The organism is Pseudomonas sp. B21-053 (genome assembly GCF_026016365.1).
GTDB classification, from domain to species: Bacteria; Pseudomonadota; Gammaproteobacteria; order Pseudomonadales; family Pseudomonadaceae; genus Aquipseudomonas; species Aquipseudomonas nunensis.
This window is the reverse complement of record NZ_CP087205.1, coordinates 6,020,880-6,033,713: the sequence shown is the minus strand read 5'-3', so window position 1 is coordinate 6,033,713 and position 12,834 is coordinate 6,020,880. Positions and strand designations below refer to the sequence as shown.

The window sequence follows — 12,834 nt, the reverse complement described above, 5'->3', positions numbered from 1 at the left end:
GGGCGGCCATCACGTCAACCAATGCCACCACAACAACGTCCCCACCAACCCCACCACCGACACGATGGTTTGCAGGATCGACCAGACCCAGATGGTCTGTTTGAGCTGCAAACCAAAGTACTCGCGCACCATCCAGAATCCGGCGTCGTTCACGTGGCAGAAAAACACTGAGCCGGCGCCAATCGCCAACGCCACCAATGAGCTTTGCGTCGCCGCCAGCCCCGCCATCATTGGCGCCAGAATGCCCGCCGTGGTCGTCGTCGCCACCGTGGCCGAACCGGTAGCCTGGCGCAGTGCCACGGCAATCAACCAGGCCAGCAGCAAGTACGGCATATGCGCACCTTCGGCGACTTTGCTGATGGTCTGGCTGACGCCTGCATCGAGCAACGTCTGCTTCAAGCCACCGCCGGCACCGATGGTCAACAGCAACACCGCAATCGGCGCCAGGCTTTTACGCAACGTGCCGCCCACGTGTTCACGCGGCATGCCATTGGCCCAGCCGAGGCAGATCACTGCCGCCATCACCGCAATACCCAGCGCCACCAACGGTTCGCCAAGGAACTTCAGGGTCAGGGCGGCGGTGCTTTCCGGGCTCATGGCGACTTTCGCCAAGGTGCTGCCGAGCATCAGCAATACCGGCAACAGGATGATCAGCAACGACACGCCGAAGCTCGGTTGGCGCGGGGCCTTGGGCGCGGCGCTGAACAGGGCGCCGAGTTCTGCGGGCTCCTCGACGTGCATGCGTTTCGACAGCCAGTTGCCATAGATCGGGCCTGCCAGGATCACCGCCGGAATCGCGATACTGAACCCCAGCAACATGGTCAGCCCGAGGTCGGCGTGCAACGCGCTGACCGCAATCAGCGGCCCGGGATGCGGCGGCATCAAGGCGTGCAACGTGGTCATCCCGGCCAGCGCCGGGATCGCGATCTTGAGCAACGGCTGACCCGAACGGCGCGCCATGACGAAGATGATCGGCACCATCATCACCAGACCCACTTCGAAGAACAGCGGCAGGCCAATCACCATCGCCACCAGCGCCATCACCCACGGCAATGACTTGCCTTTACCCAACCCAAGCAAGGTCGAGGCAATGCGGTCCGCGGCACCGGATTCGGCCATCAATGCACCGAGCATCGAACCCAGGGCAATGATGATCCCGGCCTCACCGAGAATCGCCCCAGCACCTTTGCTGAACGCTTTAGCGACGTCTTCAGGCGGCAAACCGGCGCCGACACCGGCAATGAACGTACCGATCAGGATCGACAGAAAGGGCGGGAGTTTGGTGGCGCTGATCAACACGATAATCGTGGCAATCGCCAGCAGGACGCAAAGAATCAAACGGGTGTCATGAACCATCCAGGCAGCAGTCGATAACTCCAAAACGGGACTCCTTATCGGGCAGATACCTTGCAACATGTTGTTGCAATTTAGCCGAAGGATACCTGAAGTGACCGGGGTAGAGCGGTGGGTTTTGTAACGGGGCTACGGAGGGGACGACAGAGTCAGTGTCACGTTGCCATTATTTTTGTAGGACAACCCGAAAACACTCTTCAGAAAATATCCCCAAGGCCGATGGTTAGGCTGCATGCCGCTTACTATCTCTGCCCATCGGTGCTTTCCCATGTTCAATAAACGCTTGAAGCAGGAGCTGTCCGCTCTTCGCGAAGAACTCTCCAGCCTCCTGCAAGTGAAGGACAGCCTGGAAAGCGAGATGCTGGTCCTGACTCTCGATCCGGATGGGCGGGTGCAATCGGTCAATCAGAATTTTCTTGGCGAGATGCTCTACAAGAGCAATGACCTGGTCGGTCGGCACCTCGAAGACATCGTGCCGGCTCACGTGAAATCCGGCGAATTTCATCAGCGATTCAAAAACGCGCTGACCCGTGGCGAACATTTCGCTGGCACCGTGCGTTTGTTGCGTGGCAACGGCGCCGAGGCCTGGTTGCGGTCGATCCTGCAACCGGTGCGTTCGGCGGACGGTCGCATCAGGCATTTCTCGATTTATTCCAGCGACCTGACCCGCACCATCGAAGCGTCTCGCGAGCACGAGAACCTGATCGGTGCGCTGGTGCGTTCGACGGCGGTGATCGAGTTTGACCTCAACGGCAATGTGCTGAGCGCCAACGAGCGTTTCCTCAACGGCATGGGTTACAGCCTGGCGCAGATCCAGGGCAAACATCACCGCACCTTTTGTGAACCAGAGGAATACAACAGCGCCGAGTATCAGAACTTCTGGCGTCGCCTGAACAATGGTGAGTTTGTGGCTGACCGCTTCAAACGCGTCGACAGCCACGGTCGTACGGTCTGGCTGGAGGCGTCCTACAACCCGGTAGTCGATGCCAACAACAAACTCTACAAAGTGGTGAAGTTCGCCACGGTGATTACCGATCAGGTCAATCAGGAGCAAGCGGTCGCCGACGCAGCCAACATCGCCTACAGCACGTCGATCCAGACCGATAACAGTGCCCAGCGCGGCACGGCGGTGGTGACTCAGGCAGTGAATGTGATGCGCGACCTCGCCAAGCATATGCAAACCGCCGGTGAAGGCATCGAAGCCCTGAACGAGCAGTCGTTGGTGATCGGCACCATCGTCAAGACCATCAGCGGCATTGCCGAGCAGACCAACCTGTTGGCGCTCAACGCGGCGATTGAAGCGGCTCGCGCCGGCGAACAGGGCCGGGGTTTTGCGGTGGTGGCGGACGAAGTACGGCAACTGGCGTCGCGCACTAGCCAGGCGACGGATGAAATTGTTGGCGTGGTGCGACAGAACCAGGACATGGCGCGTAACGCCGTGAGCCTGATGACCGACGGCAAGCTCCAGGCAGAACAGGGCTTGGCGCTGGCGGCGGAGGCGGGGACGGTGATTGTCGAGATTCAGGATGGCGCGCAGAAAGTGGTGAATGCGGTTGGGCAGTTTGCCAATCAATTGGCGACTTGATTCGCAGGTTTAAATAGAAGTAAACGCGAAAAGATCGCAGCCTTCGGCAGCTCCTACAGGGGAATATCAATCCATGTAGGAGCTGCCGAAGGCTGCGATCTTTTTCGTAACAACACCATGTTCTTCGCAATGGCCTGATGCGCGGTTGCCGTTACAATCGGCGTTTTCCCTGGAGCAGACATCCATGACCGTTTCCCATCGCCGTCCGGTTCCGTTGTCCAAGGCTTATCGCCTGCTCAATCACGGGCCGACCGTGCTGGTCAGCGCGGCCCACGACGGTCAGCGCAATATCATGGCCGCGGCCTGGGCCATGCCGCTGGATTTCGAACCGCCGAAAATCGCCGTGGTGCTGGACAAGTCCACCTGGACCCGGCAACTGCTGGAAGCCTCGGGCACGTTCGTGGTGAACGTGCCTTGTGTCGCCCAGGCCGATATTGTCCAGACCGTCGGCTCGACCTCTGGCCTGGCGCTGACTCAGGACCAAGGTCAGGATAAATTCCAGGCCTATGGCTTACAGACTTTCAGCGGCGAATTGATTGATGCGCCGATGCTCGAAGGTTGCGTTGCGTGGCTGGAATGCCGGTTGTTGCCGGAGCCGCATAATCATCAGCAATACGACCTGTTCCTCGCCGAGGTAATTGCCGCGCAGGCCGATGAGCGCGTGTTCAGCGAGGGTCGCTGGCACTTCGAAGGGCATGACGCGCTGCGCACCTTGCACCACGTTGCTGGTGGCCATTTCCTGAAGATCGGCGATCCGGTGGATGGCAAGGCGCTGGGCGAGTCTGACTAAAGAGCGCTGATCGGCGACGGTTCAAACTCTGCGCGCAATAACGAAAGTTGCAGCAAATCGCGATGCTCGCCCAGCCAGAAACCCGCCTGGCGAAGCCGTCCTTCCTGGACGAACCCCTGGCGTTCGAGCAACTTCAAACACGCTAGGTTCTCCGGGTGGACGGTGGCCTCGATCCGATTGAGCTGCATCTGTTCAAATCCCCAGACCAGTGTCGCTTGCAGCGCTTCAGACATAAAGCCTTTGCCCCAGGCTGACTGTCCCAACGCGAAACCCAGTGAGCAGCTTTTCCACTGTCGGTTCCATTTGAAGAAACCACAGTTACCGAGCAATGCTTCGTGTGTTTTGTCCTGGATGCCCCAGCGGATGCCCGGATTCGGCAGAGCGCGCGATTCGGCGAAAGTCTCTACCAATGCCTGGGCCTGAGCGATCTCGGTAATCGGGTCCATGCCGAACCACTGCATGGCCCGGGCATTACCGTGAATCGCCAACAGGGCCGGGGCGTCGGTTGTCACTATTTCGCGAAGCAGCAGACGCTGGGTTTCGAGAGTCGGGAAGTCGCTCATGGAATGTCCTTATTCCTCGACCAGGAAGTCGGTCAAGTGATCACGGCGATCACAGTCTGCGTATTTCCGCTGTTTTTCAAATCCACAGATCATTCACCGCCGTAAGCTCGCCGCCTTCACTGCCGGTGTTGATCACGCCCCGGGGTTCGATCAGCAGCAGTTTCACTTCCTGTTCCGCCGACGGTTTGTGTTCGATGCCCTTGGGCACGACGTACATTTCCCCTGCTGAAATCAGCACGTGGCCGTCGCGAAAGTCGATGCGCAATTGCCCTTCGAGAACGATGAAAGTTTCGTCGGTGTCCAGGTGATCGTGCCAGATGAAATCCCCCAGCAGCTTCACCACTTTGAACTGGTAGTCGTTCATTTCGGCGATGACGCGGGGTGACCAGTGTTGGTCGATCAGGTCGATTTTCTGCAGGAAGTTCAGGCTTTTTAACGTGTTCATCAGGTGGTTCTCCAGAGTGATTCCGGCCCCACGATAACCAGCGCATCGAGGTCATTCTTGAACGATTGTGCGTGACTCAGCGTTGGTGCATTTTCATCCAGCGGGCCGGCGACAGGCCGTAGGTTTTGCTGAACTGGCGGGTCATGTGGCTCTGATCGGTGAAGCCGGCGATCAGCGCGGCGCTGACCAGCGACTGGCCCTGAATCAGCAGTGCCCGGACCATGTCCAGCCGGCGCATGGTCAGGTAGCGATAAGGGCTGGTGCCGAACAGCAGGCGAAAATCCCGGGACAGACTCCAACGATCCCGACCGCTGTGGTGCGCCAGTTCGTCCAGGGTTACGGTGCGATCAAGGGCACTGTGCATGAACTCCCGCGCGCGCTCCGCCGCCACATAGTCGAATCGCTGGTGTTTGTCGGACGTGCCAGACACCGCGCTCAATGCGTGGGCCAGATCGAACAGTGCGTCCTGTTCTTCCAGTGGGTCGAGCGGGTCATCCAGGCTGCGCATCAGCACATCGGTGGCGGCAAAAAGGCGCGGGTCGGTCGACAGGCCGGTCTTGATGAAGGGCAGCGGCTGACCGCCGAGGATCTGCTGGACCAGCGCCGGTTCGATGTACATCATTCGATAGTGGAAACCGCTGTCGGTGCCGGCCTCGCCGTCGTGGACTTCGTCCGGGTGCAGCACCAGCGTGCCGCCGGGTAGACTGTGGCGCCAGGCGCCGCGGTACTGAAAACTCTGCACCCCGGCCAGGGTGCGGCCGATGGCGTAAGTATCGTGACGGTGGAAGTCGTAGCCGTGGCCGGCAAAAAACGCCTCGATACGCTCCAGCCCGCCGACGTTGGGCGCGCGGTGGAACCAGTCGCTGGGTGGCGTGTGCTTGGTCATGGTGCCGCTTGTCCTTGGCTCGATGTTGAATACGTTAACCCAGTGACAAATCCTTGTCTGCTGACGAACGGCGTCTGTGCGGCGAGTAGAAAATTGTTGGCAAATGTTGCAAGGTACAAGGCCTCTCTGATGCCTCGAAGGCGCCCCGTCCCATGGAACCGACTGACCTGAGCTATGCCGCGCCATTATTGTCCCTGGCCCTGTTGTGGACGGTCGCGGTGGTGACGCCGGGCCCGAACTTCTTTAACACCGCGCAACTGGCAGCCAGTTGCTCCCGACGACATGGCGTAGTCGCGGCACTGGGTGTGGCCACGGGCACGGTGTTGTGGGGATTGGCCGGTGGTTTGGGCATCAAGTCGCTGTTCAGCGCGGCGCCGACGCTTTACCTGACGTTCAAGATTGCCGGTGGCTGTTACCTGATCTATCTGGGGTTGAAGCAATTCAAGCGCAAACCGGCAACGCAACCCGGTGCTGGCAACTCGCTGGACGGGGCAGGGCGAACGCTGTGGTCGGCGTATGGCCGGGGCTTTATCGGCAACATGACCAATCCCAAATCGGCGCTATTCGTCGCGACGATCTTCGCCACCGCGATGCCTGCCTCACCGCCACCGATGTTGCTGGGGCTGGCGGTACTGACCATGGCGAGCCTGTCATTCACTTGGTATTGCAGCGTGGCGCTGCTGTTTGCCAGTCGGCGGGTTGCGGGGGCTTACGAACGTTCGCGCAAGTGGCTCGACCGCTTTGCCGGCAGTTGCTACCTATTGTTCGGTGCGCATCTGGTGGCCAATCGCTGATCAGGTTGGCACCGTGGCCACAGGTTGCTCGGCAACGGTGGGCGTGCGATTCAGTGTCTCCGGCATGGCCACCACCAGCAACACCAGCGCTGCCGCCGCCACTGCCGCCAGCGTCAGGAATGCCGCGCTGTAACCGGCCGACTGAACCACCAGCCCGGCCAAGCCGTTACTCAGTGCGGCGCCCAGACCGAACACCGTCGACAGCGCGCCGAGGCTCACATTGAAGCGGCCGGTGCCTTGGGTCAGGTCCTTGATCACCACGGGAAACAGGGCGCCGAAGATCCCGGCTCCGACGCCGTCGAGCAATTGCACGGCCACCAGCCAATACGGATCATCCGACAAGGTGTAAAGCACCCCGCGCAATGGCAGGATCAGGAAACCGGCAAGCAGCAACGGTTTACGTCCCCACACATCGGCCTTCCATCCCACCAGCAACGCCACCGGCACCATGACTAATTGCGCGGCGACTATGCAGGCGGACGTCAGCGGCGTGGCCATTTGCAGGTTCACCAAGGACAATTTCTGACTCACCAGCGGGAGCATTGCCGCGTTCGCCAGATGAAAAAGCCCACAACAAATAGCGAACACCAGCAGCGGGCGATTGTGCAGCAGCACATTTAACCCCGAGGGTTGTTCGCCGTGCGCCGGGCCTTGCGGATCAAAGCCTCGGGCGACGTCGTGATCGATGGCTTGTGGCGCGATGAAGCTGATGGCGATCACGCTGGCCAGCGCCATCACGGCCATCAGGTAAAACACCGCCACCGGGCCGAACAAATACGCAAATCCCCCTGCCAGCAACGCCGCGGCAGCGTTGCCGGCGTGGTTGAAGGTTTCATTGCGCCCGATACGGCGTGTAAACGCTCGGGGCCCGGTGATGCCCAACGAAATGGCGGAAATGGCCGGGGCGAACACCGACGCCGCGACAGCGCTCAAGGCCTGGGTCAGCGCCACCAGGGTGAATGAAGTAATGAACGGCAACAGCAGACAACTCAGCGTCACCAGCAGCGCCGCGACGATGATCACTCCGCGTTTGCGCCGGGTTCGGTCGATCAACGCGCCGGCCGGAGTCTGGGTCAGCAGCGCGGCGATCCCGGCAATCGTCATCACCAAGCCGATGCTGGCCGGGTCCCAGTGATGCACTGCCAGCAAATAAATCGCCAGGTAGGGCCCGAGCCCGTCGCGCACGTCGGCGAGAAAGAAGTTGAGCCCGTCCAGGGAAAGGGTGTTGCGACGATCGGTCGGAGCGTTCAAGGGCGGCGGCCTCTGCTTGGCTGAGCGCAGGTGCGTGCTGCGCATTAGCAATGACTCATCGGCACCACGCGAAGTTTCAGTCTTTAACTCATCCGCGCTGCCGTGGTATGAAACACCACGTTCACTAAGAGGCCAAGTAATGAGCAAGCTGCGGGTTGGGATTATTTTCGGGGGCCGTTCGGCGGAGCATGAAGTGTCGCTGCAATCGGCGAAAAACATCGTTGATGCGCTGGACCGCTCGCGCTTCGAACCGGTACTGATCGGCATCGACAAACAAGGCCACTGGCACCTCAACGATCCCTCGAACTTCCTGCTCAATCAGGAAAACCCGGCGCTGATCGCCCTCAATCAATCCAATCGCGAATTGGCCGTGGTGCCGGGCAAGTCCAGTCAGCAATTGGTCGAAACCTCGAGCCAGGAACTGCTGGGCCACGTGGATGTGATCTTCCCGATTGTCCACGGCACCCTCGGCGAAGACGGCTGCCTGCAAGGTTTGCTGCGCATGGCGGATTTGCCGTTTGTCGGTTCCGATGTGCTGGGTTCTGCGGTGTGCATGGACAAGGACATCAGCAAACGCCTGCTTCGAGACGCCGGGATTGCGGTCACTCCTTTCGTGACGTTGAACCGTGCCAGCGCCGCGCGTACCGGGTTCGCCGAAGTGCAGGGCAAGCTCGGCCTGCCGCTGTTCGTCAAACCGGCGAACCAGGGTTCTTCGGTTGGAGTGAGCAAGGTGACCGACGAAACCGAATACGTGGCGGCGGTTGAGCTGGCCCTGGGCTTCGACGAAAAAGTCCTGATCGAATCCGCCGTCAGCGGTCGCGAGATTGAATGCGCGGTGCTCGGCAATGATCAGCCGATCGCCAGTGGTTGTGGCGAGATCGTGGTGCGCAGCGGGTTCTATTCCTACGACAGCAAATACATTGACGACCAGGCCGCCGAAGTGGTGGTGCCGGCCAATATCAGCGTTGAAGCGAGTGAGCGTATTCGCGCCTTGGCCGTTGAGGCCTTTCAGGTATTGGGTTGCTCCGGGCTGGCGCGGGTCGATGTGTTCCTCACCGACAGCGGCGAAGTGTTGATCAACGAGATCAACTCACTGCCCGGTTTCACCCGCATCAGCATGTACCCCAAGCTGTGGCAGGCCACCGGCATGACATATAGCGAACTGGTCAGCCGTTTGATCGACCTGGCGCTGGAAAAGCATCAGGCACGGCAAGCGTTGAAAATCAGTCGCTAGGCTGTGCGTCATCAATCCCGTCGTCTAGTTGAACAGCGCTGCGTTATCCCGAATGATGTGCAAAGTTGTATACAAAAATTACTAACAGAGGCAACAATATCATGAAAGTCAGCGCACGTAACGTCTTCAAGGGCATCATCAGCCAGCTCCAACCCGGCGCCGTCAACGCCGAAGTGTCCCTGAAACTCGCGGGCGGCAATGAGCTGGTGGCGGTGGTGACCATGGAAAGCGTGAAGAGCCTTGGCCTGGCCGTCGGCAAGGAAGCGGTCGCACTGGTGAAGGCGCCGTGGGTGATGCTGATGACCGAATCCAGCGACATCCGCCTCTCGGCGCGTAACTGCCTGGAAGGCAAAGTCACCAGCGTGACGGATGGCGCGGTAAATGCTGAAGTGGTGATCCGGCTCGACGGCGGCAGCGATGTTTATTCGATCGTTACCCGTGAAGCTGTCGCAGAGTTGGGGCTGGCGCCGGGCGTGACTGCGACGGCTGTTATCAAGGCTTCGCACATTATTTTGGGTGTGCCGGCCTGATACATCGATTTCAAGTACAGCTCAGATTGAAGTGGGAGCGGCGGTGCGACGATTCGACTTGCTCGCGAAGCAGACAACTCGGTGTTTCAGCTGAACCGCGTTATCGTTCTTCGCGAGCAAGCTCGCTCCCACAGTCAATCCCCCAACGCCTCTCCCTCACGCCGCGGATCCGCTCCGCCGGCCAGCGACGCTTTCCCTGACGTATCTTTCACCCGAACAATCGCCTGGGTCCCGCTGGTCATGTCGATTTCATTCACCGCATGCCCTTTGTCCTTCAACGCCTGAACCAATTCCGGGCTGAATTGCCCCTGTTCCAGTTCCGTCGGGCCGTTGCGGCTGCCGAAGTTGGGCAGGTTGATGGCGGCTTGTGGGTCGAGGTTCCAGTCGAGCAGGCCGATCGTGGATTTGGCCACGTATTCGATGATTTGCGAGCCGCCGGGTGAGCCGACGGTGGCCACGAATTCGCCGCTCTGGCGATCGAAGACCAGGGTCGGCGCCATGGACGAGCGCGGGCGTTTGCCGGGTTCGACGCGGTTGGCGACTTTCTGGCCGTTTTCTTCGGGGATGAACGAAAAGTCGGTCATCTGGTTGTTGAGCAGGAAGCCCTGGACCATCAGGTGCGAGCCGAACGCGGACTCGACGGTGGTGGTCATGGACACGGCGCCGCCTTCGTCATCGACGGCGACCACTTGCGAGGTTGAAATGCGCAGTGGCGAACGGTCTGGTGCGTAGGCGACTTGAATGCCCGGCGGCGTGCCGGGTTTGGCCGTGCCCATGCTGCGGTCGCCGATCAGGGCGGCGCGGCTGGCAAGGTAGCTCGGGTCTACCAAGCCCTTGACCGGCACTGGCACGAAGTCGGTGTCGGCCACGTATTGCGCGCGGTCGGCGTAGGCCAGGCGTTCGGCTTCGGAAATCAGATGCACGGCTTCAGGCGCGGGTTCGATGCCTGCTGGCTTATTGGTCTTGAGCGGTTTGAGTGGCGCCAAGGCGAAGCGCGGGTCGCGGCTTTCCAGGGCTTGCAAGGTGCCGAGAATCTGCGCCACGGCAATCCCGCCTGATGACGGTGGCGGCATACCGCAGACCTGCCAGCGTTTGTAGTCGGTGCACAGCGGCGCACGTTCCTTGGCCTTGTAAGCCTGAAGGTCATTTAGCGAAAGGCTGCCAGGGTTTTTATGGCCCTGGACCTTGGCGACGATTTCTTCGGCAATCGGCCCTTTGTACAACGCATCGGGACCTTCTTTGGCGATGCGTTTGAATACTGCGGCCAGTGCCGGATTCTTCAACTGTGTACCGACGGCTTTCGGGCTGCCGTCAGCATTCAGAAAGTACGCCACCATGTCCGGCGAGCGTGTCAGGGACGAATCCGAAGCAATCAGCAGGTGCAAACGCGGCGAGATCGCAAAGCCTTGCTCGGCAAGTTGGATCGCCGGCTCGAACAGCTTGGCCCAAGGCAGGCGCCCGTGTTTCTGATGCGCCAGCTCAAGCGCACGCAACACGCCTGGCGTGCCGACTGAGCGACCACCAATCTGCGCCTGAGTGAACGGCATTGGTGTGCCGTCGGCTTGCAGGAAAAGTTTCTCGGTGGCGCCAGACGGAGCGGTTTCTCGACCGTCATAAGTGCGCACGGCCTTACCGTCCCACAACACGATCAATGCACCGCCGCCGATGCCGGACGACTGCGGTTCCACCAGGGTCAACACCGCTTGCATGGCAATGGCTGCGTCGATGGCCGAACCGCCCTGACGCAGCATCTCCCGGCCGGCCGCCGCCGCCAGTGGGTTGGCCGCTGCCGCCATGTGTTTCGCGGCGTGGCGGGTTTGCAGGTCAGTGCGGAAACCGGTGGCAGCTTCCGGCGCCAGGGGCAACGTCGACGTGGTTGGCGCGTTGCACGCGGCGAGGGTTAACGCGGCGGCAATCAGCGACAAGGCTGACAGGCGATAGCGGCTCAAGTGGAAGGCTGGGAACACGTGGGGCACTCCGTCCGTGGGAAAAGGTTCGAGGGACTTTATCGACCGACAGGGTGCGACGCAAACTGCATCCTACGGCCAAGGCACTTTTGCCCTTCATGAACCGGCGGATTTTCTGTAGGGTCGAGAACATCAGGACGGCGAGAAAACCAACAAGAGGCAGACATGCAGACCGAGTTTCCTACCCAGCCAAGTTACCGTGGGCAACGTGAACAATTCCTCGCGGCGGCCACCGCTGCCGGCGCGACGTTGACCGAATATCCGCACCCACTTAAAGGACCGTTCGGTGAATCGTTGAGCTCTGACGTGGCGGTGCTCGGTGATCCGGCGGCCAAGCGACTGCTGATTGCGTTGAGCGGTACTCACGGGGTCGAAGGCTTTTATGGCTCCGGGTGTCAGATCAAATGGATGCAGGACTTGGGCAAGCGCTCACTGCCGGCGGATGTCGCAGTGGTGATGATCCACTTGATCAACCCGTGGGGCACGGCGTGGCTGCGTCGGGTCAATGAAGACAACATTGACCTCAATCGCAATCACCTGGATTTCGAACGTCCGCTGCCAGACAACCAGGCCTACGCGACGCTGCATGAGATCTATGCCAGCACTGATTTGCAGGGGCCCGAGCGTGATCGCGCCGATGCCTTGCTCGAGGCGCAAATCAAGGAACACGGTTGGCCGGCGGTGATGTCGATTGTCGAGGGCGGCCAGCACAGTCACCCCGATGGTCTGTTCTATGGCGGGCTGGCGCCGAGTTGGTCGAACCGCACGTTGCAGCAGATCATGCACAAACACGTGGCCCATGCCGAGGTCGCGATGTGCTTCGACCTGCACACCGGGGCAGGGGAGTACGGGCATCCGATGCTGTTGACCATTACCGAAGCGGCGTATCCGGCGCTGGAAGAAGCACAAGCCATTTACGGCCCATGGCTCTACACCTTGCACACCGGCGCCAATACCACCAGCGAAACCGGGGTGGCGGCGACGGCAACCGGTTACACCTCGCAGGCGTTGCTCAACGCCTTGCCACAGGTGCGGCTGATGCCGTTCGTGATCGAGTGCGGGACCTATCCGGGGCCGGACGTTCATCGTCATTTGCGCGATGACCATTGGCTGCATCTGCATGGCAACCCGAGTGATGCGGTGGGGCGCGGGATCAAACTCAATCTGCTTGAGCAGTTCTTCCCGGCTGACAGCGACTGGCAGGCCATGGTCTGGCTGCGCACTTGGCAGATTTGGGAGCGGGGCTTGTCCGCGTTGTCGACGATGCGAGCCTGACGATGACAGGCACTTTTCTCGAGGCATAAAAAAACGGCCTACCTTTCGGTAAGCCGTTTTTAGTACTTGGTGGCTACACAGGGACTTGAACCCCGGACCCCAGCATTATGAATGCTATGCTCTAACCAACTGAGCTATGTAGCCAAGTGGCGCGCATTATT

At 60.3% G+C, this 12,834-nt stretch carries 12 protein-coding genes, 1 tRNA gene and 1 pseudogene; 7 read left to right on the top strand and 7 right to left on the bottom strand.

Features of this window, described 5'->3' with window-relative positions; all coding sequences use genetic code 11:
- Positions 1 to 9: 9 nt before the first annotated feature.
- The gene (locus LOY68_RS27005) at positions 10 to 1,380 is read right to left on the bottom strand and encodes a GntP family permease (protein WP_265040913.1); all 1,371 of its coding nucleotides are present in this window, start codon (positions 1,378 to 1,380) and stop codon (positions 10 to 12) included.
- A 205-nt stretch (positions 1,381 to 1,585) separates the two neighbouring features.
- Here LOY68_RS27005 and LOY68_RS32435 point away from each other — a divergent pair.
- The 3 genes and pseudogenes from LOY68_RS32435 to LOY68_RS26990 all read left to right on the top strand — a co-directional run.
- Positions 1,586 to 2,350 (top strand): annotated as a pseudogene (locus tag LOY68_RS32435) (PAS domain-containing protein); the annotation flags it as partial.
- A 156-nt stretch (positions 2,351 to 2,506) separates the two neighbouring features.
- A complete protein-coding gene (locus LOY68_RS32430) occupies positions 2,507 to 2,938 on the top strand; it encodes a methyl-accepting chemotaxis protein (protein ID WP_265045836.1) in 432 nt (143 codons plus the stop codon).
- A 184-nt stretch (positions 2,939 to 3,122) separates the two neighbouring features.
- Positions 3,123 to 3,728 (top strand): flavin reductase family protein, encoded by a 606-nt coding sequence (locus LOY68_RS26990; RefSeq protein WP_163911899.1) that lies wholly within the window; start codon positions 3,123 to 3,125, stop codon positions 3,726 to 3,728.
- On the opposite strand, the gene LOY68_RS26985 is transcribed toward LOY68_RS26990, so the two are convergent.
- The 3 genes from LOY68_RS26985 to LOY68_RS26975 all read right to left on the bottom strand — a co-directional run bounded on the left by LOY68_RS26985 (position 3,725) and on the right by LOY68_RS26975 (position 5,622).
- Positions 3,725 to 4,291, bottom strand: a complete 567-nt coding sequence (locus tag LOY68_RS26985) for a GNAT family N-acetyltransferase (protein ID WP_265040912.1) — start codon at positions 4,289 to 4,291, stop codon at positions 3,725 to 3,727. The genes LOY68_RS26990 and LOY68_RS26985 overlap by 4 nt on opposite strands.
- Before the next feature lie 76 nt (positions 4,292 to 4,367).
- Complete coding sequence (locus LOY68_RS26980; RefSeq protein ID WP_265040911.1) at positions 4,368 to 4,736, bottom strand: cupin domain-containing protein; 369 nt, start codon at positions 4,734 to 4,736, stop codon at positions 4,368 to 4,370.
- Between the two features lie 76 nt (positions 4,737 to 4,812).
- Positions 4,813 to 5,622 carry an AraC family transcriptional regulator gene (locus LOY68_RS26975; protein ID WP_265040910.1) on the bottom strand — a complete coding sequence of 270 codons (810 nt, stop codon included), beginning with the start codon at positions 5,620 to 5,622 and terminating at the stop codon, positions 4,813 to 4,815.
- A 152-nt stretch (positions 5,623 to 5,774) separates the two neighbouring features.
- Here LOY68_RS26975 and LOY68_RS26970 point away from each other — a divergent pair, with 152 nt between their 5' ends.
- On the top strand, positions 5,775 to 6,416 hold the full coding sequence (locus LOY68_RS26970; RefSeq protein ID WP_163911912.1) for a LysE family transporter: 642 nt from the start codon (positions 5,775 to 5,777) through the stop codon (positions 6,414 to 6,416).
- Here LOY68_RS26970 and LOY68_RS26965 read toward each other — a convergent pair whose 3' ends face one another.
- The gene (locus tag LOY68_RS26965; RefSeq protein ID WP_413787165.1) at positions 6,417 to 7,712 is read right to left on the bottom strand and encodes an MFS transporter; all 1,296 of its coding nucleotides are present in this window, start codon (positions 7,710 to 7,712) and stop codon (positions 6,417 to 6,419) included.
- A gap of 94 nt (positions 7,713 to 7,806) precedes the next feature.
- Between LOY68_RS26965 and ddlA the strand changes: the two genes are divergently transcribed.
- Complete coding sequence (gene ddlA, locus LOY68_RS26960; protein ID WP_265040908.1) at positions 7,807 to 8,901, top strand: D-alanine--D-alanine ligase; 1,095 nt, start codon at positions 7,807 to 7,809, stop codon at positions 8,899 to 8,901.
- Between the two features lie 101 nt (positions 8,902 to 9,002).
- Complete coding sequence (locus LOY68_RS26955) at positions 9,003 to 9,431, top strand: TOBE domain-containing protein (RefSeq protein WP_163911924.1); 429 nt, start codon at positions 9,003 to 9,005, stop codon at positions 9,429 to 9,431.
- A gap of 134 nt (positions 9,432 to 9,565) precedes the next feature.
- Here the strand turns inward: LOY68_RS26955 and ggt are convergent, their stop codons facing one another.
- On the bottom strand, positions 9,566 to 11,398 hold the full coding sequence (ggt, locus tag LOY68_RS26950; protein WP_265040907.1) for a gamma-glutamyltransferase: 1,833 nt from the start codon (positions 11,396 to 11,398) through the stop codon (positions 9,566 to 9,568).
- Positions 11,399 to 11,563: 165 nt separating this feature from the next.
- Between ggt and LOY68_RS26945 the strand changes: the two genes are divergently transcribed.
- Positions 11,564 to 12,673: a M14 family metallopeptidase gene (locus LOY68_RS26945; protein WP_265040906.1), complete on the top strand. Its 1,110-nt coding sequence runs from the start codon at positions 11,564 to 11,566 to the stop codon at positions 12,671 to 12,673.
- Between the two features lie 67 nt (positions 12,674 to 12,740).
- On the opposite strand, the gene LOY68_RS26940 is transcribed toward LOY68_RS26945, so the two are convergent.
- A tRNA-Met gene (locus tag LOY68_RS26940) sits at positions 12,741 to 12,817 on the bottom strand.
- Positions 12,818 to 12,834 lie beyond the last annotated feature (17 nt).

Coding starts and splice junctions, on each gene's coding strand:
- LOY68_RS32430 (WP_265045836.1), top strand. CDS start 2,507: ATGCGCGACCTCGCCAAGCATATGCAAACCGCCGGTGAAGGCATCGAA.
- LOY68_RS26990 (WP_163911899.1), top strand. CDS start 3,123: ATGACCGTTTCCCATCGCCGTCCGGTTCCGTTGTCCAAGGCTTATCGC.
- LOY68_RS26985 (WP_265040912.1), bottom strand. CDS start 4,291: ATGAGCGACTTCCCGACTCTCGAAACCCAGCGTCTGCTGCTTCGCGAA.
- LOY68_RS26980 (WP_265040911.1), bottom strand. CDS start 4,736: ATGAACACGTTAAAAAGCCTGAACTTCCTGCAGAAAATCGACCTGATC.
- LOY68_RS26975 (WP_265040910.1), bottom strand. CDS start 5,622: ATGACCAAGCACACGCCACCCAGCGACTGGTTCCACCGCGCGCCCAAC.
- LOY68_RS26970 (WP_163911912.1), top strand. CDS start 5,775: ATGGAACCGACTGACCTGAGCTATGCCGCGCCATTATTGTCCCTGGCC.
- LOY68_RS26965 (WP_413787165.1), bottom strand. CDS start 7,712: ATGCGCAGCACGCACCTGCGCTCAGCCAAGCAGAGGCCGCCGCCCTTG.
- ddlA (WP_265040908.1), top strand. CDS start 7,807: ATGAGCAAGCTGCGGGTTGGGATTATTTTCGGGGGCCGTTCGGCGGAG.
- LOY68_RS26955 (WP_163911924.1), top strand. CDS start 9,003: ATGAAAGTCAGCGCACGTAACGTCTTCAAGGGCATCATCAGCCAGCTC.
- LOY68_RS26945 (WP_265040906.1), top strand. CDS start 11,564: ATGCAGACCGAGTTTCCTACCCAGCCAAGTTACCGTGGGCAACGTGAA.